The organism is Streptomyces sp. NPDC041796 (assembly GCF_055590785.1).
This window is the reverse complement of sequence record NZ_JBVJAH010000019.1, coordinates 84775-104764: the sequence shown is the minus strand read 5'-3', so window position 1 is coordinate 104764 and position 19990 is coordinate 84775. Positions and strand designations below refer to the sequence as shown.

General features: G+C 70.2%; 16 protein-coding genes. 6 read left to right on the top strand and 10 right to left on the bottom strand.

What is annotated here, in order from left to right:
* Nucleotides 1–64 precede the first annotated feature (64 nt).
* Complete coding sequence (locus tag ACZ6C1_RS30795) at nucleotides 65–493, bottom strand: type II toxin-antitoxin system Rv0910 family toxin (protein ID WP_469245391.1); 429 nt, start codon at nucleotides 491–493, stop codon at nucleotides 65–67.
* 215 nt (nucleotides 494–708) lie between these two features.
* Between ACZ6C1_RS30795 and ACZ6C1_RS30790 the strand changes: the two genes are divergently transcribed.
* Nucleotides 709–1692 carry an EamA family transporter gene (locus tag ACZ6C1_RS30790; RefSeq protein WP_469245365.1) on the top strand — a complete coding sequence of 328 codons (984 nt, stop codon included), beginning with the start codon at nucleotides 709–711 and terminating at the stop codon, nucleotides 1690–1692.
* Between the two features lie 188 nt (nucleotides 1693–1880).
* The gene (locus tag ACZ6C1_RS30785) at nucleotides 1881–2837 is read left to right on the top strand and encodes a DMT family transporter (protein ID WP_469245363.1); all 957 of its coding nucleotides are present in this window, start codon (nucleotides 1881–1883) and stop codon (nucleotides 2835–2837) included.
* Between the two features lie 20 nt (nucleotides 2838–2857).
* Here ACZ6C1_RS30785 and ACZ6C1_RS30780 read toward each other — a convergent pair whose 3' ends face one another.
* Nucleotides 2858–3538, bottom strand: coding sequence for a pyridoxamine 5'-phosphate oxidase family protein (locus tag ACZ6C1_RS30780; RefSeq protein ID WP_469245361.1), 681 nt, complete (start codon nucleotides 3536–3538; stop codon nucleotides 2858–2860).
* 35 nt (nucleotides 3539–3573) lie between these two features.
* Between ACZ6C1_RS30780 and ACZ6C1_RS30775 the strand changes: the two genes are divergently transcribed.
* Nucleotides 3574–4908: an aminotransferase class I/II-fold pyridoxal phosphate-dependent enzyme gene (locus ACZ6C1_RS30775; protein WP_469245357.1), complete on the top strand. Its 1335-nt coding sequence runs from the start codon at nucleotides 3574–3576 to the stop codon at nucleotides 4906–4908.
* Here ACZ6C1_RS30775 and ACZ6C1_RS30770 read toward each other — a convergent pair.
* Nucleotides 4899–5870 carry a DMT family transporter gene (locus ACZ6C1_RS30770; protein ID WP_469245353.1) on the bottom strand — a complete coding sequence of 324 codons (972 nt, stop codon included), beginning with the start codon at nucleotides 5868–5870 and terminating at the stop codon, nucleotides 4899–4901. The genes ACZ6C1_RS30775 and ACZ6C1_RS30770 overlap by 10 nt on opposite strands.
* A gap of 74 nt (nucleotides 5871–5944) precedes the next feature.
* On the opposite strand from ACZ6C1_RS30770, the gene ACZ6C1_RS30765 reads away from it, so the two are divergent.
* The gene (locus ACZ6C1_RS30765) at nucleotides 5945–6850 is read left to right on the top strand and encodes a LysR substrate-binding domain-containing protein (protein WP_469245351.1); all 906 of its coding nucleotides are present in this window, start codon (nucleotides 5945–5947) and stop codon (nucleotides 6848–6850) included.
* A 6-nt stretch (nucleotides 6851–6856) separates the two neighbouring features.
* Here ACZ6C1_RS30765 and ACZ6C1_RS30760 read toward each other — a convergent pair whose 3' ends face one another.
* On the bottom strand, nucleotides 6857–7327 hold the full coding sequence (locus ACZ6C1_RS30760; RefSeq protein WP_469245426.1) for a pyridoxamine 5'-phosphate oxidase family protein: 471 nt from the start codon (nucleotides 7325–7327) through the stop codon (nucleotides 6857–6859).
* An 81-nt stretch (nucleotides 7328–7408) separates the two neighbouring features.
* On the opposite strand from ACZ6C1_RS30760, the gene ACZ6C1_RS30755 reads away from it, so the two are divergent.
* Nucleotides 7409–8086 (top strand): cysteine hydrolase family protein, encoded by a 678-nt coding sequence (locus ACZ6C1_RS30755; protein ID WP_469245349.1) that lies wholly within the window; start codon nucleotides 7409–7411, stop codon nucleotides 8084–8086.
* Here the strand turns inward: ACZ6C1_RS30755 and ACZ6C1_RS30750 are convergent.
* From ACZ6C1_RS30750 to ACZ6C1_RS30730, 5 genes are all read right to left on the bottom strand, one after another.
* Nucleotides 8073–8555, bottom strand: a complete 483-nt coding sequence (locus tag ACZ6C1_RS30750; protein WP_469245347.1) for a Rieske (2Fe-2S) protein — start codon at nucleotides 8553–8555, stop codon at nucleotides 8073–8075. The genes ACZ6C1_RS30755 and ACZ6C1_RS30750 overlap by 14 nt on opposite strands.
* Before the next feature lie 74 nt (nucleotides 8556–8629).
* Nucleotides 8630–10777 carry a S9 family peptidase gene (locus ACZ6C1_RS30745; RefSeq protein ID WP_469245345.1) on the bottom strand — a complete coding sequence of 716 codons (2148 nt, stop codon included), beginning with the start codon at nucleotides 10775–10777 and terminating at the stop codon, nucleotides 8630–8632.
* Between the two features lie 209 nt (nucleotides 10778–10986).
* Nucleotides 10987–14391: an NACHT domain-containing protein gene (locus ACZ6C1_RS30740; RefSeq protein WP_469245343.1), complete on the bottom strand. Its 3405-nt coding sequence runs from the start codon at nucleotides 14389–14391 to the stop codon at nucleotides 10987–10989.
* 618 nt (nucleotides 14392–15009) lie between these two features.
* Nucleotides 15010–15564: an SUKH-4 family immunity protein gene (locus tag ACZ6C1_RS30735; RefSeq protein ID WP_469245341.1), complete on the bottom strand. Its 555-nt coding sequence runs from the start codon at nucleotides 15562–15564 to the stop codon at nucleotides 15010–15012.
* Between the two features lie 28 nt (nucleotides 15565–15592).
* The gene (locus ACZ6C1_RS30730; protein ID WP_469245339.1) at nucleotides 15593–17122 is read right to left on the bottom strand and encodes a WXG100-like domain-containing protein; all 1530 of its coding nucleotides are present in this window, start codon (nucleotides 17120–17122) and stop codon (nucleotides 15593–15595) included.
* A 1279-nt stretch (nucleotides 17123–18401) separates the two neighbouring features.
* On the opposite strand from ACZ6C1_RS30730, the gene ACZ6C1_RS30725 reads away from it, so the two are divergent.
* Nucleotides 18402–18659: a hypothetical protein gene (locus ACZ6C1_RS30725; protein WP_469245337.1), complete on the top strand. Its 258-nt coding sequence runs from the start codon at nucleotides 18402–18404 to the stop codon at nucleotides 18657–18659.
* A 236-nt stretch (nucleotides 18660–18895) separates the two neighbouring features.
* Here the strand turns inward: ACZ6C1_RS30725 and ACZ6C1_RS30720 are convergent, their stop codons facing one another.
* Nucleotides 18896–19783, bottom strand: a complete 888-nt coding sequence (locus tag ACZ6C1_RS30720; RefSeq protein ID WP_469245335.1) for a nucleic acid/nucleotide deaminase domain-containing protein — start codon at nucleotides 19781–19783, stop codon at nucleotides 18896–18898.
* Nucleotides 19784–19990: the final 207 nt, after the last annotated feature.

Below are 19990 nucleotides of genomic sequence, written 5' to 3'. Positions count from 1 at the left end.
CCCCGAGGGCCCCGCGGTGTGTGCCCGGGGCCCTCGGCGCAGGGCTCTCGCACGGCCCCTCGTGTCACGTCACCAGGGCGGCCAGCCGGCGCAGGGACTCGTCCAGTGCGGTGGTCGCCGAGTCCCTGAGCTTCCCCGCCATCAGGGACACGGCGGCTCCGGTGAACTCCCCGTCCACGCGGACGGTCGTGGCCTCACCGTCCGGCGCCAGCGTGTAGCGCATGCCCAGCGCGACACCCATCGGGCCCTTTCCGCGGGTGATCAGCAGGCGCTCCGGCTCCAGCTCGTCGACGGTCCATGCGACCTCGGCCGGGAATCCCATGAGCTTCATGTTCTCCTGGTAGGCGGTGCCCACCGCGAGGCTCTCGGGGGCGCCGCCGGGAAAACTCGTGTGGGTGGCGTTCCAGCGGCCGTACGACGTGAGGTCCGTCAGCTGGGCCCAGACCTCGCCCGCCGGTGCCTCGATGCGTGCCTCCGCGCTGACCTCGGCCATGCGATCACCCCTTCTCGGCGGGTATCGGTGCGCGGAAGGTAGCCGTGCCGTCGTGAACATACAAGGCTGATGGGCCGTCAGTTCTCGGCCCGGCCTCCTCCGGTCCCGTCCGCGAGGACACGGCCCCGTCCGGCACACGCTGCTCCCGACGGTGGACCGTCTCAACAGGTGTCACCGTCTTTACGCTCCTGACGCGCCCCTGCCATGATGTGCCGATGCACGCGTCTCAGGGGAGAAGCGCCGGCCTGGGACTCGCCCTGGCCTCGGCGTTCGCATTCGGTGGATCAGGCGTCGCGGCCAAGCCGCTGATCGAGGCGGGGCTCGACCCGCTGCACGTGGTGTGGCTACGGGTGACCGGTGCCGCACTCGTCATGCTGCCCGTGGCCTGGCGCCACCGCGATCTGCTCCGCCGCAAGCCCGCGCTGCTCGCCGGCTTCGGGCTGCTCGCCGTCGCGGGCGTACAGGCCTGCTACTTCGCGGCCATCTCCCGCATCCCCGTCGGGGTCGCGCTCCTCATCGAGTACCTCGCCCCGGCGCTGGTGCTCGGCTGGGTGCGGTTCGTCCAGCGCAGGCCGGTGACGAGGGCCGCGGCTCTCGGGGTGCTCCTCGCCGTCGGCGGACTCGCGTGCGTGGTGGAGGTGTGGTCCGGGCTGAGCTTCGACCTCCTCGGTCTGGCGCTCGCGCTGGGTGCCGCCTGCTGCCAGGTGGGTTACTTCGTCCTCTCCGACCAGGGCAGCGACGAGGCGGAACCGGCCGACCCGCTCGGGGTCATCGCCTACGGGCTGCTCTTCGGCTCGGTCGTCCTCACCGCCGTCGCGCGCCCGTGGGGCATGGACTGGGCCGTGCTGGGCGGCAGTGCGGACATGGGCGGGGCGGCCGCTCCGGCGTGGCTGCTGCTCGGCTGGATCGTGCTGATCGCCACGGTCCTCGCGTACGTCACCGGTGTCATCTCGGTGCGGCGGCTCTCGCCGCAGGTGGCGGGCGTGGTCGCCTGTCTGGAGGCGGTCATCGCGACCGTACTGGCCTGGGTGCTGCTCGAGGAGCACCTCTCGGGGCCGCAGATCCTGGGCGGCGCGGTGGTGCTCGTCGGTGCCTTCATCGCCCAGTCATCGACGCCCAAGGCGCCGTCGGGGCCGGTGGCCGGGTCCGGCCAGGTGCGGTCGGAGGGCGAGTTGTCGGCCGGAACGGCCGCCACGTAAGGTGACGATCATGCATTCGACCGTACTTCCGCCGCCTGCCGCGTAACGCGGGCGGCACCTCTCCCTTCTGACGGAGACCGATCCGGGCTCGGTGCGCAGGCGCGCGCCGGGTTGCCGGGTGGATCGTCGCTGCCCGCGTGCGGAGTCGAGCGGTCATCCATCTGTCTGTCTTCGTGCGGAGAAGTCACGTGTCGAATGCCTCTGTTGTGCCCGGTTTGTCCATAGGGCGCAGTCTCTTCTACCTGATCGTCGCCGGGGTCGCCTGGGGCACCGCCGGGGCGGCCGCCTCGCTGGTGTTCCTCGTCAGCGACCTCGGTCCACTGGCCCTGTCGTTCTGGCGCTGCGTCGGTGGCCTCGTACTGCTGCTCGGCGCCCTGGCGGTACGCCGCCGCCGTGCGCCCCGAGCGGCCGAGTCCCGTCGGCGGCGGGTGCTGCGCGTCCTCGGTACGGGGGTCGGGCTGGCCCTCTTCCAGAGCGCCTACTTCGCCGCCGTCGAGGCGACCGGCCTCGCGGTCGGCACCGTCGTCACCCTGGGCGCCGGTCCCGTGCTCATCGCGCTCGGCGCACGGCTGACCATGGGCGAGCGGCTCGGGCGCGGCGGAGTCCTCGCCGTCACGGGCGCGCTGGCCGGGCTCGCCGTGCTCGTGCTCGGCGGCGGAGGTGTCGCCGTGCGCCCCGCCGGAGTGGCGCTCGCGGTGCTCTCCGCCGCCGGATACGCCGCGCTCACGCTCCTGACGCGGTGGCTCGGGAGGGGCGGTGACGGCCCGGACGCGCTGGCCACCAGCACCTGGGCCTTCGCGGTCGGCGCCGTGGCGCTGCTGCCGATGGCCTCGGCCGAGGGCCTCGTCCCGCACACGGCCGAACTCGGGAAGGTGGTGGGACTGCTGGTGTACGTGGCGGCCGTGCCGACCGCGCTGGCGTACGCGCTGTACTTCGCGGGCGCGGCCGTGGTGCGCGCCGCGACCGTCTCCGTGATCATGCTCCTGGAGCCGGTGAGCGCGGCCGTCATCGCGGTCACGGTGCTCGGCGAGCGGCTGACCGGGGCGACGGTGGGCGGGACGCTGCTCCTGCTCGGTGCCGTCACCGGGCTGGCGGTCGCCGAGGCGCGGAGCGCGGTCGGGCGGCGGCTGGAGGCGCCGGCCTGATCGCCCCGTCCCGGGGCGTCTCAGAGAACGGTGAGGTAGTCGGGGACGGGGATCGCCGGGTCCAGGTCGGAGGCCGGGTCGGGGCTGCCGTAGGCGGGCCGGAGCGGCAGCACGCCCGCCCAGTGCGGGAGCGTGAGGTCCTCCGGATCGTCGTTGGGGCCGCCGGTGCGGAGCTTGGCCGACACCTCGTCGAGGTCCAGGCGGAGGACGGCCGTCGCGGCGAGCTCCTTGGCGTTGGCCGGCCGGGAGTCGGTGGAGCGGCCGGGGACGACGTGGTCGACGAGGGCGTCGAGGGCGGTGCGCTTCTCCTCGGGATCGGTGACCTGGTGGGCGATGCCGTGGACGACCACCGAGCGGTAGTTGATCGAGTGGTGGAAGGCGGAACGGGCCAGCACCAGGCCGTCCACGTGGGTCACCGTCAGGCAGACGGCGAGGCCCGGGTCGGCCCCGCCCGCCATCCGCACCGGGCGCGAACCGGTGGAACCGTGGACGTAGAGACGCTCGCCGACGCGGCCGTACAGCGTGGGCAGGACGACCGGCGCGCCGTCCCGTACGAAGCCGAGGTGGCAGACGTACGCCTCGTCGAGTATGGCGTGCACCAGGGCGCGGTCGTACGACGCCCGGTCCCGGGAGCGGGTCGGCACGGTCCGGTCGGTGGGCTGGTAGGCGGTCTCGGTCTCCGGCGTCGAGGTCCCCGGCATTGCGGTCTCCATTGCACTAGTGCATAATCTTGTTTGTGCTAGGAGAGTATCGGATCACAGGGCGTCGCGCATCGGAGATTGCCGCGAGCGTGGAGGAGGGTGTCGGTTCGGGCCGGCTGGAGCCGGGTCAACTGCTGCCTCCCATGCGGGAGTTGGCGGCTCGTTTGGGCGTCAATCCCAATACGGTCGCGGCCGCGTACCGCACCCTGCGCGAGCGCGGGGTCATCGAGACGGCCGGGCGCCGGGGCAGCCGGGTGCGGTCGCGGCCGGCCACCACGGTGCGCGGCTCCCTCCGGATCGACGCGCCGGAGGGCGTACGGGACGTGGGGCAGGGCAACCCCGACCCGGCCCTGCTGCCGCCGCTCGGCGAGGCACTGGCGGCCGCCGCACGGCGCGACGCCGAGGAGCCCGGGCTGTACGGGCAGGCGCCGGTGGACGAGGACTTCGCCCGGCTCGCCCGTGCGGCGCTGGACGCCGACGGAGTGCCGGACGGGCCGATCGCCGTCACGTCCGGTTCCCTGGACGCCATCGAACGCGTACTCGCCGCCCATCTGCGGCCCGGTGACGCCGTGGCGGTCGAGGACCCCGGATGGGGCGCCCTCCTCGACCTCGTACCCGCGCTCGGGCTGAAGCCGGTGCCGGTCGCCCTGGACGACGACGGTCCGTTGCCCGCCGAGGTGGAGCGGGCGCTCCGTGACGCCGGGGCGCGGGCGCTGGTCGTGACCGACCGGGCGCAGAACCCGACCGGCGCCGCCGTGGGCGCGGCGCGGGCGGAGGAACTGCGGCGGGTGCTGGCCGCGCATCCGGGCGTGCTGCTGATCGAGGACGACCACGGGCACGGCTTCGTCGACGTGCCGCTGCATCCGCTCGCGGGCGTGACCGACCACTGGGTGCTGGTGCGGTCGGTCGCCAAGGCGTACGGACCCGATCTCCGCGTCGCCGCGCTGACCGGCGACGCGGTCACCGTCGACCGGGTGCTGGGCCGGCAGAACCTGGGGCCCGGCTGGGTGAGCCGCCTGTTGCAGCGGGCCGTCGTGCACCTGTGGGAGACCGGCGCGGTGGACTCGCGAGCCGTCGCGGCGGCGTACGCGGAGCGGCGCGACGCGCTCGTGGCGGCCCTGGCCCGGCGGGGCGTCGAGGCGCACGGGCGCAGCGGTATGAACGTGTGGGTGCCGGTCGCCGACGAGACCGGGGCGGTCGCCCGCCTGCTGCACGCCGGGTGGGCGGTGGCGCCCGGAGCCCGGTTCCGGATGGCTGCCGGACCGGGCGTACGGATCACCGTCTCGGGGCTGCCGCCGGCGGACCTGGAGTCGCTCGCCGACACGGTGGCGGCGGCGGTGGGCCCGGTGGCGGCGCGCAGCTACGGCTGACGTCCGGTGCCCGTCCTCGGGCGGCTCTGGGTGAGGGCGGCTCCGGCCAGCACGATCAGCGCCCCGACCGGGGTGTTCCAGGTCAGCGCCTCGTCCAGGAGGGTGACCCCGGCGGCGGTGGCGATCACCGGGATGAAGTAGGTGACCATCTGGCCGGTCGTCGGGCCGACCTCGGCGACGATCCCGTACTGGATCAGGACCGCCAGGCCGGTGCCCAGCGCCCCGAGCGCGATCACCGCGAGCAGCGGCACCACCGGGAAGGCGGTCGGCCAGGTGGTGAACAGCGGTGTGACGACGGCGAGTTGCAGCGTGGCCAGGAAGAGCTGCGCCCCGGTCAGGGACAGGTGCGACTCGTCCCGGCCCGCGAGCGTGCGCCGGACGTAGATCCAGCCGACGGGGTAGCTGAGCGAGGCCAGCAGCGCCATCGCGGTGCCCGTGGCGTCCAGTCCGGAGAAGCCCTGCCACGCCCCCAGCACCGTCAGGACGCCGAGGAATCCGATGCCGAGCCCCGCCACCCGGCGGCGCGTCGGCCGGTCCTCCGACAGGGCGACGAGGGACAGGGCCATGCCCCACAGCGGAGAGGTGGCGTTGCAGATGCCCGCCAGGGTCGACGGGATGGTGAGCTCGGCGTACGCGAAGAGCGAGAACGGCAGGGCGTTGAGGAAGAACGCCGCCACCGCGAGGTGGCCCCACGTCCGGGCGCCGCGCGGCAGCCTCGCGCGCTTCACCACCATGGCGACGGCGAGCACCGCGGTGCCGAACAGGAGGCGGCCGAAGGTCACTTGAAACGGGGCGTACGCCTCGGTGCCCACCTTGATGAGCAGAAAGCTGAAGCCCCAGACGAGGGAGAGCAGCGCGAAGCGGACGCGCCAGTCGAGGGCGCGACGGGGCGCGGGAGGCGCGCTGGAGGGGGTGGATGCCGTGGGCCGCGAGCGGCGGGAGGGTGCGGTGGCGGTGCTCATGACGAACACGATGGCCCCTGATACGTCGTAGAACAAGCGAGATTTTCTGGGACGGTTCGCTTAGCATTGCTTACATGTTGAACCTGGAGCGCCTCCGCACCCTCGACGCCCTCGCCCGTCATGGCTCGGTGAGTGCCGCGGCCGACGGGCTGCACGTCACCACTTCGGCGGTCTCGCAGCAGCTCTCCAAGCTGGAGCGGGAGGTCGGTCAGCAGCTCGTCGCCAAGAACGGGCGCGGGGTGCGGCTGACCGACGCGGGTCTGCTGCTCGCCGACCACGCGGCACGGATCCTCTCCCAGGTGGAGCTGGCGCAGGCGGACATCGAGGCACAGCGCGGCCAGGTGGTGGGCGAGGTCCGGCTGGCGGGATTCCCGACGGCGGCGCGCGGGCTGTTCCCGGCGGCGATCCGCACCCTGCGGCGGGACCACCCCGACCTGGCCGTACGCACCAGCGAGCTGGAACCCGAGCACGGCATACGCCAGGTGATGCGCGGCGACATGGACCTGGCGGTGGTGCTCGACTGGAACAACAAGCGGCTGCCCGTCCCCGCCGGGCTCGCCAGGGCGGAGCTGCTGGACGACACCGCGGACGTGGCGCTGCCCGCGGACCACCCGCTCGCCGGCCGGGCGGAGCTGGACCTGGAGGACCTCGCGGACGATGACTGGGTGTCCTGGCCGGAGGGAGAGTTCTGTTACGAGTGGCTGATGTTCACGCTGCGCTCGAAGGGCGTCGAACCGCGCATCGCGCACCTGGCCGGGGAACACCACACCCAGCTCGCCCTCATCCAGGCGGGCCTCGGGGTGTGCGTCACGCCCAGGCTGGGCCGTGGCGCCGTGCCGGACGGCGTCGTCCTGGTACCCGTACGCCACCAGATGCGGCGGCACATCTACGCCGTGTGGCGCGCGGACGCGGACCGGCGGCCGTCGATCAGGGCGGTGGTGGAGGCGCTGCGCGAGGTGGGGCGGTCGGCCGGCGGCTGACGGTGGTCAGGGGGCGTCGCCGAGCTTGCGGAAGTCCCACGAGGCGACGGCCTCGGGGGTCAGGCGCAGCCATGCGTGGCGGCCGTCGTGCGGCATGGCGTCCAGCCCGAAGTTCTTGGCGGCGAAGAGCCGCTCGACGGCGTCCAGTTCGGGGCAGGGCTCTCCCGTACGGGGTGCTTCCCCGACGAAGGTCACCGTGCCGGACAGCTCCGCACCCCGCAGCTCGCCGTACTCCTCCCCGTCGTCCACGACGACGGCGATCCGAGGATCGTGGCGCAGGTCCGCCCACCGCCGGCTGCGGGTCAGGGAGTACAGCCACAGCGACGTCCCGTCCCAGGCGAACCACAGGGCGCCGACATGGGGCCGGCCGTCGGGGGAGACGGTCGCCACGCGGCAGGTGCGCCGCTCGGTGAGGTACGTGTCGAGTTCCGGCTCCGACATCATGATGCGCCGGCCCCGGCGCTGGGTGGCCGTCATGACCGCCTCGCTTTCTGATGGACTGTCAGAAAGCATGGGGTCTCTTCCTTCCCCGCGCAATGGGGGCTACCCTCGCGCCGCATGGCGACGACGCCGAGGTTCGCACAGCTCCGTGACCAGCTCGACCCCGCCAGTACGGTGCTGCTCACCGTCGAGTGCCAGCGCGGGGTCGTGGGCCCGGACAGCGCGCTGCCCGAACTCGCCGCCGAGGCGCGGTCGTCGGGCGCCCTGTACCGGGTGGTCCGACTGGTCCACGCCGCCCACGAGGCCTCCGTCCAGGTCCTGCACGCGGTGGCGGAGCGGCGCCCCGACGGGCGGGGGGCGAGCCGTAACGCACGGCTGTTCCGGGCCGCCGAGCGGCTCCCCGTACAGCAGCACAGCGGGAGCACCGCCGTCCGGGTCGCCGAGCCGATCGAAGTGGCCGACGAGGACCTCGTGGTGCGACGGCTGCACGGGCTGTCCCCGCTCGCGGGCACCGACGTCGACGCGCTGCTGCGCAACCTCGGCTGCCGGACCCTGGTCGTCACCGGTGTCTCCGCCAACGTGGCCGTACCGAACGCCGTCTTCGACGCCGTGAACCTCGGCTACACGGCGGTGGTCCCGGCGGACGCCATCGCGGGGATCCCCTCCGAGTACACCCCCGCGATGGTCCGCCACACACTCGCCCTGGTGGCGACGATCACCACCACCGACGAGGTGCTGGCCTGCTGGAAGCGACCGCGCCGCGCCTCCGCCGGCACACGCGTCACACCAGCTTGATCGAGTCGCCCTCGACCATGATCGACGCCGCCGCGAGCGGGGCGGTGGCCGGGCCCCCCTTGACGCTGCCGTCCGTCGCGTCGAATTTGCTGTTGTGACAAGGACAGTTGATGATCCCGTCGGCGACGTCCTTCACCGCGCAGCCCGCGTGGGTGCACTTCGACGAGAACGCCTTGAACTCGCCCGCCTTCGGCTGGGTCACCACGACCTCGCCGAAGACCTTGCCACCACCCTCGGGGATGTCCGACGTCTTCGCCAGCACCTTGCCCCCGGCCCCGCTCCCGGCCCCGGCACCGCCCCCGGCGGCCGCGCCGGTCGGGCCCCCGCCCGCCTGGGCGTCGCCCACGGACGTGGCCGGCGAGTCCGACTCGCCGCACGCGGTGAGCACGGCGGCCAGGCCGGCCCCACTCGCCGCCGCGACGACGGTACGGCGGGCCACTGCCCTGCTGGTCCCCTGCGATCCGGTCATTCCGCATCCCTTCCGTGGTGGTCGACCCGACGTCAACGCGTCGTGGGGGAGTACGGCGGGGCCGCCGGAGGTGTTCACATGCGCAAGGAGCTTTTCAGGAACTCCACTTCGGCCGACAGCCGGCCGCTCGCCACGTCTTCCCCGGTGACGCTGTGCGTCGCGCCGGGCAGGGGCAGGACACTGTGCGGACGCCCGGCCGCCAGCAGCGCGGCGGAGAACCGCAGAGTGTGGGCCGCCACCACATTGTCGTCGCCGAACCCGTGCATCAGCAGCAGCGGGCGCGACAGCAGGTGCGCGTACGGCACGTGCGAGGACCGCTCGTAGGCCTCCGGCTGGACGTCCGGGTGGCCCAGGAACCGTTCCTCCCAGTGCGTGTCGTAGAGCCGCCGGTCGGTCGGCGCGGCGCCCGCGACGGCCGCATGGAACACGTCAGGGCGGTGGAGTACGGCGCCGATGGCGAGATAGCCGCCGTACGACCAGCCCCGGATGCCCACCCGCTCCAGGTCCAGGTCCGGATACCGCTCGGCCGCCGCGTGCAGCGCGTCCACCTGGTCCTGGAGCGGCGCGGTCAGCCGGTCGCCGTGGACCGCCGTCTCCCACGCCCGGCCGCGCCCCGGCGTGCCGCGCCCGTCGGTGATCAGGACGGCGAAGCCCTGCTCGGCGAACCACTGGGCCACCGCGCCGTACCAGCCGCCCGCCCGCACGGCCAGCTGCACGCCGTGGCCCGCGTACGGGCTCAGCAGTACGGGCAGTCGGCCCGACCCGGGGTCGTACCAGGACGGCAGGTAGAGGTGGCTGCGCAGCTCCCTCACGCCCAGCGACAGGTGCACGGGCCGGGGCACCACCAGGGGCCTCTCGGCGAGCACGGCGACGCCACCCGCGGGCTTCCCGCCGCGCAGGACCGTCACCGTCCGCCCGTCCGGCGTCCGGCTGTCCAGGACGACGGTGTCACCGCCGGCGGCGGCCGTGTGGACGCCAGGCTCACGGCTGACGCGTTCGAACCCGCCGGCCGGGTCGTACACCCACACGTGTGTCTCCGTGGGGTCCTCGCTCGCGGTGAAGAACACCCGCTCGCCGGCCGTGCCGAGGACGGCACGGACATGCAGCCCCGGCGGGCTCGGTACGTCACCGACGCGCAGGCCGCGCACGTCGTCGCGGACGAGGGCGACGACCGGCGTTCCGGTGGCGGTACGGACCGGCACGCCCGGTGTGAGGTCCACCCAGGCGCGGTCGTGGCGGTGCGCCAGCGGGCGGGTCGCGCCCGTGTCCGGGTCGATGGCCAGCACCTCGGTCGACCGCTGGTCGCGCGTCTGCACCTCGACGAACGGCCCGGCTCCGTCCCAGCCGGCAGCCGTGACGTACGCGAACCGGGGGTCCGTCCACTCGCCCGGCGGATGGGTGGCCGGATCGGCCTCCGCCGGTGTCCGGACGGGGATCCGCTTCCCGTCCAGGCGCAGGACGTGCAGCGACACCTCCGCATTGGCCGTACCGGCCGCCGGGTACCGGACGGCGCGCGGAGCGCGGGACGGATCGGTGGGGTCGGCGAGATACCACCGCGCCACGCGCGCGTGGTCCGTCCGCGCCACCAGGAGCGCCTCCCCGTCCGGCGCCCACCAGTGGCCGCGCAGCCGGCCGACCGACTCGGCCGACACATGGTCCGACAGCCCGTAGGTGACGTCCGGCCCCTCCGGCGCGGCCAGCAGCCGGTCCTCCGCGCCGTCCTCGGTCCTGACCACCCGGACGGCGCCCTCCGTCACGTACGCGACCAGGGAACCGTCCGTCGACGGCCTCGGGTCCACGGCCGGCCCCGCCGTCGGTATCCGCCACGGAGCCCCGCCGTCCGTCCGTACCGCCCACACCGAGCCGCCCAGCGCGAACACCGCCACGCGCGCGTGCCGGTCGACGGCGTAATCCACCACACCGATCGACGCCACCCGGGCGCGCTCCCGGCGCACCCGCTCCGCCGGCGGAACGTCGTCCTCCCGGTCACCGACCAGTGCGGAGGGATCGGCGAGAAGCCGCTCGCCGCCGTCCTCGTACAGCCACAGCCGCCCAACGGGGTCGGAGCCGGAACCGGTCCGCACGAACAACACCCGGGAGCCGTCCGGGGAGACGGTGAACCCGCCCGGAACACCGAGCGAGAAGCGGCGCGTACGGGCGAACTGGCGGGGAAATCCGGGCAGGTTCACGCCCGGGGCGGTGGTGGCGGTGGCGGTGATCATGGGGCAGATCATGACAGCCACGTGGGGCGGGGAGCCGCTCCCGGATGTCGGGCCATGACAGCCACGTGAGGTGGGGAGCCGCTCACGGAAGTCGGGCCATGACAGCCACGTGGGGCGGGAGCCGCTCCCGGAAGTCGGGCCTCAGTTCCGCGCGGGGGCCCGCCTCACCGACCCGAACCACAGCGGCACCCCACCGGAAAGGCACGGCGTCAGCGCGGGCGGGTGTTGTCCTGTGCCCGCTGCCCCATGCGCTCCCAGAACCGGCGCAGCCCGGCCACGTCCGTGCGCCGTTGCCAGGGCGCCTGGGGGTGGAAGAAGGACCGCGACAGCAGGGACGACTGCGCCCGGCAGAACGCCTCGCTGAGTTCGACCCGATGGCCGTCGAGGCCCTTGGGCGGGTAGGGGCACAGCTCGAAGGCGCAGTCGTCACGGCAATTGGAGCCGGCCAGGGAAGCGGCCGTACGGACGACCGTACGACCCGGGTCGAGCGGGCTGCGGTCCCGGGTCAGGCACGGTGGCAGGTCCGGTCGTGCCGTGTGCCGCAGGCGCCGCAGGCGGTCCTTGGGCCAGTCGCCCCGCTCGGCGAGGTTCAGGAGCAGCAGCACGTCCGCCAGGAGCTGCTGGGCGCGCGGGTGCAGGGTGCTCCAGCCGGTGGAGGGCGGAATCCACAACTGATGCTTGCGTGCCTCCCCGTGAGGCGCCGTCTGCGAACCGACGTGGGCGGCGACACCCGACTCGTCGATCCAGAGGAACCGCTCCGGCTGCCGGGTCTTCATGGCCCACACGCAGAGCTGGGCGGCTTCCTCGACGAACGGGTGCTGCTCCTTGCCGTCCGGGAGAGCCAGCCACTGACGGACCTGCGCCTCGGGGTCCGAGCCCTGTCCCTGCGCGGGGCGTGTCACCGTGACGCCGTCGGGCAGGTCCCACAGGGTCAGCGCGTGCAGCAGCGTGAGGCGGGTGAACCAGAACCGGGTGCGCTTGAGCATGTCCCAGGCCTGCCCGCTGAGGTACTCGCGGGCCTCGGCGCGGGCGTGCGGATGGCGGTGGCGGCGGTTCGCCGCGTACTTGAAGCCCTGGGCGAGCGCGATTTCCACCGTCAGATCGAGTGCGGGTGCGCCCGATCCGTCCGGCGCGCCGACCCGGCGTACCCAGCCCTCCAGGAACTCATAGGGGGTGTTCTGGTGGCGCTGCGTCGTGACGGAGCCGACGAGCAGCGGGACCAGCCAGGCGCACATGGTGTTGTCCCGCCACTGCTGTTCCTCCTCCTCCCGCTCGGACTCCTCCCTCCTGCGCTCCTCACGCCGCCGTTGCTCCCGTTCGCGCACCTCCCACGGCGTGTGGGCCCCGTCGCCCTCCGCCCGGCGGTGTCCTCGACGCTCTCCCTCCCCCTCTTTCCCGCCGTCGGTCTCCGGGTCCTGGGCCCCCCACAGGTCCAGCATCCAGTCCGCGGAGCGCTCGATCCGCTGGTCCCGGTCGGTTTCCGGGCCGCGCAACCGCGCCTGCAGAACCGCGAAGGCGCTGTCACCGCCCGCGCCGATCTCCTGCGCGATGGCGACGCGAATGGGGTACGATGGCTCCAGGCGCGCGATCTCGAAGAGCTCCAGGTACGCGGGGACCACCGTGCCCCTCTGCGCGACGCCGCGCATGGCATCGCCGAAGCGGGACACCAGCAGCGTCTTGGCGACGCGCAGCGTGTGCGGATCGCGTGCGCGCAGGTCGGACCAGGCCGTGGCCAGCCGCATGGCGATGAGGTGCTGCTGCGGTTCGGCGTCCACGCTGTCGATCTCCAGGGCGGCGGCGTACAGCTCGAGCGCCTTCGCGTGCAGCGTGCGGCCGGACAGCCGCCGGGCGTCCGGTTGCTCCGCCCGCGGTCCCGGGCAGCACGGCGTATCGGGTGCCTGGGCGTGCCCGTCCTCCCTGGCCGCCATCTGAGCCCTGCAGGCCGCCCGCACGAGGAGATCACGCGCGGCGGACACGGGGCACCACTGCTGACCGTCCCCGTCCCTGTCCCCGTGCGCGTCCGCATCCTCCCCGGCGGGCGCGTCCCCGCCGTGGCGGCACGAGCCCTCGGGCGTACGGGAGTAGAGCACCATGGCGATCAGCAGCTCCCGGCCCGGTTTCTCGAGTGCCGCCGGGAAGAAGCACCCTTCCGTGGGCTCGTCGGGGATGTGCCGATGGATCACGGCGTTCATGAACCGCGCCCCGAGGTGGGCCTGGATGACGCTGTGCTGGAAGCGGACCTTGTCACCGCCGACCTCCACCAGCCCCATGCGCGCCCCCCAGTGCGCGGCCAGGCGAATGTCCAGCCCGCTGTCCTCGACCCTCCGCACCAGCTCCCCCAGCAGCTCGGGAAAGCGGGGCCGCGAGGGGTTCTGCTCGTCCACCACGTCGGTGAAGTGCACCTCGCAGGAGTCCGAGGCCAGGCCGGCGCACGCCAGCGCGGATAGGTAATGAACGACCGCCCGCCGCTCATCCTGGCCGAGCGGCAGCTCGGGCAGGAAACGTCCGCTGATCACGGCGGCGATCCAGCTGTCGAGCAGGTGGTGGCGCAGGGCCGCCCGGTCCCCGCCGCGCGTCTCCACCGCCTCCTCCTGGGAGCGGGCGGTCAGGGCGCGCTCCAGCAGGCCCTCCTCATGGAGTTCGCTGGCGATCTGCAGATACGTCGGCGCCTCGGCGATGCCGGCCTTCTCGACGATCCAGTCCAGCCGCTGCCGGTCCTCCCAGGCGCTGCCGGAGGAGATGTACGTGAGGGCCGCCTCCTCGCTCAGCGGCTCCAGATCCGTGAGGGAGGCCTCCATGGCCCGCAGCGAATCGTGCGGACGCGAGGTGATGATGAGCGGCAGCCGCTCGTCGTTGGCCCGCCGGATCGCCAGTCGGATGACGCTGTCGCGCTCCTCCGCCAGGTCGTCACCGGTGAGGGCCTCCTCCAGGCCGTCCGCGAGGACGACGATCCGTCCCTGCTGGCACAGGCTGCGCCACACCTTCTCCGCCTCGGCGTCGGAACGGATGTAGCCCTGCACCTCCCGTGAGAACCGCTCGAACGCCAGTTGGCGGAAATCCAGGTTCGTGTCGGAGTTCCGCAGCCGCAGGGGCACGGGGAGGGCCTTGCGCCGGGCGAGCTGTTCCGCCAGCAGGACGATCAGCGCCGTCTTGCCCGTGCCGACGCCGCCGACCACGACGTGCGTACGGCGGAACCTGGTGTCCCGCTGGTCCTCCATGAGGACCTCGCACAGCTGGTCGCGGCCCACGACCTTGCCGAAGATGCCACCCGCCGTCTCCACCAGCGCGTGCGGCTCCTGCCGCGCCTTCCTCAGATATGCCCTGCGCACCCGGGTGAACCGGAAGGAGAGGTACGCGACGGTGGCCAGGGCGAGCGTGAGGAACGGCATGGTCAGTGTCTGCAGGATGTTGCAGGCGAATCCATTGTCCTCGCAGCGCTGGTCGAGCCACCGGACGGGCGTCCAGTACGTTTTGTCGTTCACCAGCGTGACCAGCGCCGTCACGGCCAGGAACAGCAGGAACAGGGCGCCCAGGACCGTCGCCGCGAGCGACAGGTAGTACCACCCGCTCTTGCGGACCCGCCAGGGCCGGGCCTTGCCGTACCCCTGCTTCATCAGCCGACGCGAGGAACTCCTTCCAACGTTCACGCTGTGACTGATTCCGTGTCAGGCAGGCACCCCACCGTCATTCACCCGGCCGGCCCAGTCGTCCAAAGCGCGACGAAGCTGATCGATCGGGATCTGCACGGGTTCGCTGGTCATGGGCGCCAGCCTTGCTCAGTCACGCCGACAACGACCCATCGGACAGGACCTGGGACCGTGGCCCGGTCAATCGGGGTGTGCGGCCCCACATGAGCCGGGCGGGCACGCTCTCCCCCGCGGGCCAATCTGCTGCTGGACCGGCCTGGGGGAGGCGCTGCGCCATGCGCAAAGGATCGCGTACTTGTGGTCGCGGGCGAGGCGCATCGAGGAGACGAGCTTGTCCAGCGGGCCGAGGGCGAGCTGGAGGACGTAGCCGGACGGCAGGGCGGTCGGGTCGAGGTTCCGAGGCCGGCGGCGGTGATCGGGCTGTCGGCGGCGATGCGGCCCCCGTCGGTGAGCCGCCGCACTGACCGCCGCAACACTCAACCTCCTTCTTCTCGACCGGTTATGCCGATCTGCCGGCAGACGTGGCCACGACCGAGCCTCCGCGAAGTCGACGTTGCAACTGACCACGCCGTCTGAGCTACCCACTCACCAGATGCCGTGCTCCAGCTCCTCAAGCGACAGATTCCACTGTGAGTTTTCGTCGGCGAAGGGGGTGGGATCAAATGCGCCGACCACCTCTCTGAAGCGCGCCGACAGCTCCTCGGGGTCTACGTCGTTGTCGTGGTCGACTTCGAGTTTCCGGAATTCAATGAGGGCGTATACCAGAGATTCGATATCTCGGTGCAGGAGAATGTATCCCGTGGAACCCTCTGGGAAGCCGTAGATCTTCCCGGAGGCAGGGTCAACGGCCACCAATGAAGTGAAAAGGTAGCCAAGCATCCACCACGACCGACTTTCTGGCGGGCAGGGGATGCCGTAGTGGTCGAAGCGACTCCCGAGGGTGATGGCGTCCAGTTCGGGGTCGTAAGGATCCTCGACGTCTTCGCGAGAGGAAAAAACTTCTGAGTGCGGTAGGCCCACCCAGCTCAGGAAATTGGCCGTGCGCTGATCGAAACCACTGACCCCGCTCTGCGGGAAGTACACGACGTTGCTCAACCCGTAGGCCCGCAGGAGGTCTTGAGGATTAATCGAGGAATTCACACTTATATTCTACCCCACCCCGCAACCGTCACTTTCCGTGCACTTTCTTGAGGTAGGTGAGATAGTCGGTGTGTTGTTTGTTCGACGTCACTCCGTTGGGCTTGTAGTAGTCGGCAACATGTGTGACATTTACATCCTTGCCGAAGTAGTAGTCTAGCCATCGTGCGCATTCTGGATTCTTCTTGCACGGCTCTCGTTCGGTGAAAACCTCCTTCAGGCCGTCTTGTTTCCCGTTGTGCAACAACGGGCGTCCTATCATGCGTTCGGAGTGGCCTTGCTTATTGCTGTACCCAACGAGGATCGACTCCTTGCCCGAGTCAGGGTCGATGTATCGGCCAGCAGCATAGTTGGTGCCCTTGTAGTCATCCCGCGCAATGCGTGCGGCTTGAGTGGCCTGCACGAGATCATTTGTGCTGTTGAAGCTGATCTTTGTCGACGAAACCTTGCCAGTATGAGAAGAGTCGGAGTAGAACTCGGACTTCTCCTTGGGTGTCTCGGGTATCCATACCTTTCCGTCATTCAAGATTCCGTCGAGTCGCGTTTTATCGCTGGTACTGAGTGCGTCTACACCGCCGTCGAGACTAAGACGCTGCACGGTTCCGTCCGCGTTAAGCAGGTACATGGGTACGTCGTCGTCATCGCCGCCCCCCTTGCACTTATCGATTTCCTGCTTCTGGTGCTTGTCCTCGTCTTTGTGGTGACCCTTGCTCTTATCTATCTTGCCGCCGTGGTCTTCGAGGGTTTTGACCATCTCGTCGGCCTTTTTGTCGACAGCGTCCTCGGCCTTGTCCATGACGGCGGCAAGCTTGTAGAAGCGGCTGTCCTTTTTGACGGATGACTTGCGCTGGACACCGCCAGTCTTGAATTCACCATTCTTCTTGTCGAAGTTGGATGCGGTCGTCTTGTAGTCGCCGGCTGCTAGTTCGAACTCGGTAAATTCTATTACCAAATCCTGGGCCATGTCGGCATCACCGGAGGCCATGACGTCGTACGTGCTTCCTCCGCCCGGCTTGTCGGAGAACAGCTTCTCGATCTCGGACAGAATCTTGCTCTCAATCCTGTCGGTAACAATCGAGGTGATCTCGCCAATGGCGTAATCGATGGCTTCCTGGATTACCAACCGCGCGGCAGCGATGGCTGCGGCTGACAGCAACCCGCTGAGCCCGACGGTGAAGAACATGCCAACTACACCGGCGGTCGCAGCCGCGGCCGTGGCACTCAGCTTGGTGATAATCGCGATCTTGCAGGTCAGGATGAGGCTGGCGCAGTCGTCAAGTGCGCCCGCAAGGTCGTCACACCCCTTGGCAAACGTGGCCAGGTCTCTGGTGGTGAGCTTGCCCCAGCGGCGGTCGATCGCCTTGACCGTCTCACCCTTGCTCTTACCTCCGACGATGTGTGAGCAGGCGTTGTTGCCTTCCTTCACCGCGTCGCGAATGCCCTCGGCCAGGTTCCGGTAGTCCGTGGCCGACGCCTTGATCTCGTCCTCATCGATCTGCGGCCAGTCAATACCGATAAGGTCCAAGACCTCGACGAGGTCGTCGGGCAGCTGCTTCCCCATGCGTTACCCCCGTAGTGCCAATCGGCTAACCCTGGGGCAAAGGTTGACTGTACGTCAACTCAGTCGAGCCTGGGAACGTCCGTCATGCAGTGAGCCGGGCGAGTACGGAACTTGTGCGGCCCATCTACGTGGAGGACAGGACGGGCCTGATGCAGGCCAAGGCTTCGTCCATGCCGATGAGTACACGGCCGTCGTCGGCGAGCGCCACCGAACGGACAGGGAGGCCAGGCGGGAATGCGTGCTGCACGCCAACGTCCAAGCGGAGGTGGCATACCATCCCGTCCGCCCAAGCGACTACGAGTACAGGCCCGTCGGCCGTTGTCGCAGCGTCCAGAGATGCCACGGCGAGGGCCCGCTGCATGACAGGCTCTGCCATGGGGGGAAGGCCGGGGGCCCAGGCACGGACCTTGCCGTCAGCTCCACCACTGTAGACAAGGGGTACAGCTTCATCGTCGCCAAGCGATAGGCCGATCCCTGCGACCGAGGTCACGGCACCGTCGTGCAGCACCTCCGCTTGCAGTGACTCTCCGATCACCTTCACCGCTCCGTCAGCGCACCCCAGCACGACCGACTCGACTCCATGGTCTTCAAGAAGGGCGAGTGCTGTACCACGGTGCTGTGTCAGGGCAGAAGTGAGGCGGTCCGTGCATGAGGGACCGTTCTCCAGCAGGCCTTTGATTCCGGACTGAGACGGCCGTGCGGCCCATGTGACGTCCGCATGTACGCGACCGCCCTCATCGAGCAGGAGTACCGTGCCGTTTGCCATCACGGCGACCGCTTGTGGCGGCCCGTACTTTGAGGCTTTACGGCCCCGCGGCATTGCGTCGGTCGCGCTGACCAGTCGCACGGTTTCGTGTTGGCCGGCGATGAGAAGGCTGCCGGCCAAAGGGCCCGCTCCCCTCGTCAGAGCAGTGGCCGGCCCTGGCCAGGGAGGCATCAGGTCCCCGCGCACCCGACTCCATTCCAGTTGCCATGATGCCCCTGTAGCCAGATCGGCAAGTGCCGGGGCGATCCGAGGATCGGCACCGTCACCCAGGACAACTGAGAGAATCAGAGCCCGGAACGCCGGCGACTGCTGTCGACACACTGCCTGTCCGGCCCGGAACCACGCGGATCTCAGGCCGTCGTAATCCTGATCACCCCGCTCATACCCAGCGGTGATCAGCCACGGATCCCCTTCACAGACGGCAACAGGGTCAGCCAGGTCCACATCTACATCACGGTCACTCGTTTCAGCGGAGCGAGAGTCAGGCACCGAGGCCAGCCACTGATCGTACCGGTGCTGATCCCTCCACTGATCGAGGTCCAGGTCCAGTTCTGCGCATTCGGTGCGGCGCAGCACCTTATGCGCTGCGCCTTCGGTACGGGCCTCGACGAGCAAGCGAAGATGCGGCAGCCGCATCAGCTCGAGGACAAGGTCGACTACAGCTTCTTCGTGGAGATCCGGAAGAACGATCACAGTGCGGCGGGGATCCCTCGCCAGGGCAGCGACAAGGTCGCCAGGAGTGGTCGTCACCACACCGAGCTGGTCGGCTAGGGACCAGGCAGTAGCTCTCAAAGACCTTCCCGCCGAGGGCACGACAGCATGAACCGCACGTTCGGCAGCGTTGCCCGGCCGGGTTCCGTTGGAAACGAGCCATGCGAGCAGCTCGGACTTTCCCGATCCTTGCGAACCACTGACCAGGCACAGACCAGGTGCGAGAGGATCGGCGAGCCAGGCCAGTAGAGCTGCGGCCGCAGGCTCACGACCAGCAGCAGGACGTCCCCAGCGCATTACCGACGCCTCGCCTGCTCAGCGGCGTGGGTGATCAGACCCTTCAGCCCCTCTTCACGGGACTGGGCCGTCTGCCCGTAGTCAAAACTATGGGTGAACTGCGCCTGCGGAAACGTCTCCATCATCCACACCGCGCAATAGTGCCCTGGCATCATGCATGGCTCCAACTCGCAGTACACGCGACGTACTTGGTGACCTTCGATTCCTTCCGCAGACAGACGGCGCCAGAGGATTTCCTCAGGATGCAGCAGTCCAGGTCCCGTTGCCTCCGTCACCACGTGCTTGGCTCCAGAAGCATCTACGTACTCGAAGGCGGCCGAGAAGGGGAAGTTCAGCGTGTGCCGGACGTCGTCGAGCACACGCGGCCACCACGATTCTCGCTCCTCGTAGGCTCCCGCATCGATGCGCCGCAGCTCAGCACTCAAGTCGCGGAAGACAGCGGCAGCCTCCTCCAAGTTGGAAGACACAGCGATGACGGACTGCGCACGGTCCAAGGCCAGGAGGGATGCGTTCAACGAAGCGACGTCCGTATTGACGAACATGTCGTCCGCCACGTTCCCCAACACCACCGCTTGCACAGCACCATCGGGACGCACACACAAGTGCGCCAGGCCATCGAAGCCGATCCTGGGCCAAGACTCCATCGGGGCCGGCGCGAGAGGTCCGGACGACCGTGAGGCCACCACGCCCAGAGACACCGGCTCGTCGGGGTCAGGAGCCCGGAAGTACGGTGCAACCACACGTGGGACACCGACCGCCTTCAAGAGAGCTTCCTCGGCACCCGGCAAGCGAGCCCCCAACAGGCTGGCCGCCTCAAAACGCCGAACACCCTCCTGGCCAAAGTGCTCAATCAACTCATCAGGGTGATCCGAGGCGGGATACGGCATAGCTACCTCACTGAAGCGAACGGCCGATGGTCACCACGACCATAGTCTCGCCTGATCGGCAGCCGGCACCGCAGGCGGCTGCGGGAGGAGCAATAGCAGTGCCCCGACCCAGGTAGGTCACTCAATCTGCGATGTGGTGAGCAGCAGGCGGGTATCTCCGGGTTGGCCTCCGGCAGGCCCAAGTATTCCCGTGCTGCCGCGTTGTCG

What these genes read in the sequence shown, in the direction of transcription:
- ACZ6C1_RS30795 (WP_469245391.1), bottom strand. Translation starts at nt 493, where the DNA reads ATGGCCGAGGTCAGCGCGGAGGCACGCATCGAGGCACCGGCGGGCGAG.
- ACZ6C1_RS30790 (WP_469245365.1), top strand. Translation starts at nt 709, where the DNA reads ATGCACGCGTCTCAGGGGAGAAGCGCCGGCCTGGGACTCGCCCTGGCC.
- ACZ6C1_RS30780 (WP_469245361.1), bottom strand. Translation starts at nt 3,538, where the DNA reads ATGCCGGGGACCTCGACGCCGGAGACCGAGACCGCCTACCAGCCCACC.
- ACZ6C1_RS30770 (WP_469245353.1), bottom strand. Translation starts at nt 5,870, where the DNA reads ATGAGCACCGCCACCGCACCCTCCCGCCGCTCGCGGCCCACGGCATCC.
- ACZ6C1_RS30765 (WP_469245351.1), top strand. Translation starts at nt 5,945, where the DNA reads ATGTTGAACCTGGAGCGCCTCCGCACCCTCGACGCCCTCGCCCGTCAT.
- ACZ6C1_RS30760 (WP_469245426.1), bottom strand. Translation starts at nt 7,327, where the DNA reads ATGACGGCCACCCAGCGCCGGGGCCGGCGCATCATGATGTCGGAGCCG.
- ACZ6C1_RS30755 (WP_469245349.1), top strand. Translation starts at nt 7,409, where the DNA reads ATGGCGACGACGCCGAGGTTCGCACAGCTCCGTGACCAGCTCGACCCC.
- ACZ6C1_RS30750 (WP_469245347.1), bottom strand. Translation starts at nt 8,555, where the DNA reads ATGACCGGATCGCAGGGGACCAGCAGGGCAGTGGCCCGCCGTACCGTC.
- ACZ6C1_RS30745 (WP_469245345.1), bottom strand. Translation starts at nt 10,777, where the DNA reads ATGATCACCGCCACCGCCACCACCGCCCCGGGCGTGAACCTGCCCGGA.
- ACZ6C1_RS30740 (WP_469245343.1), bottom strand. Translation starts at nt 14,391, where the DNA reads ATGAAGCAGGGGTACGGCAAGGCCCGGCCCTGGCGGGTCCGCAAGAGC.
- ACZ6C1_RS30730 (WP_469245339.1), bottom strand. Translation starts at nt 17,122, where the DNA reads ATGGGGAAGCAGCTGCCCGACGACCTCGTCGAGGTCTTGGACCTTATC.
- ACZ6C1_RS30720 (WP_469245335.1), bottom strand. Translation starts at nt 19,783, where the DNA reads ATGCCGTATCCCGCCTCGGATCACCCTGATGAGTTGATTGAGCACTTT.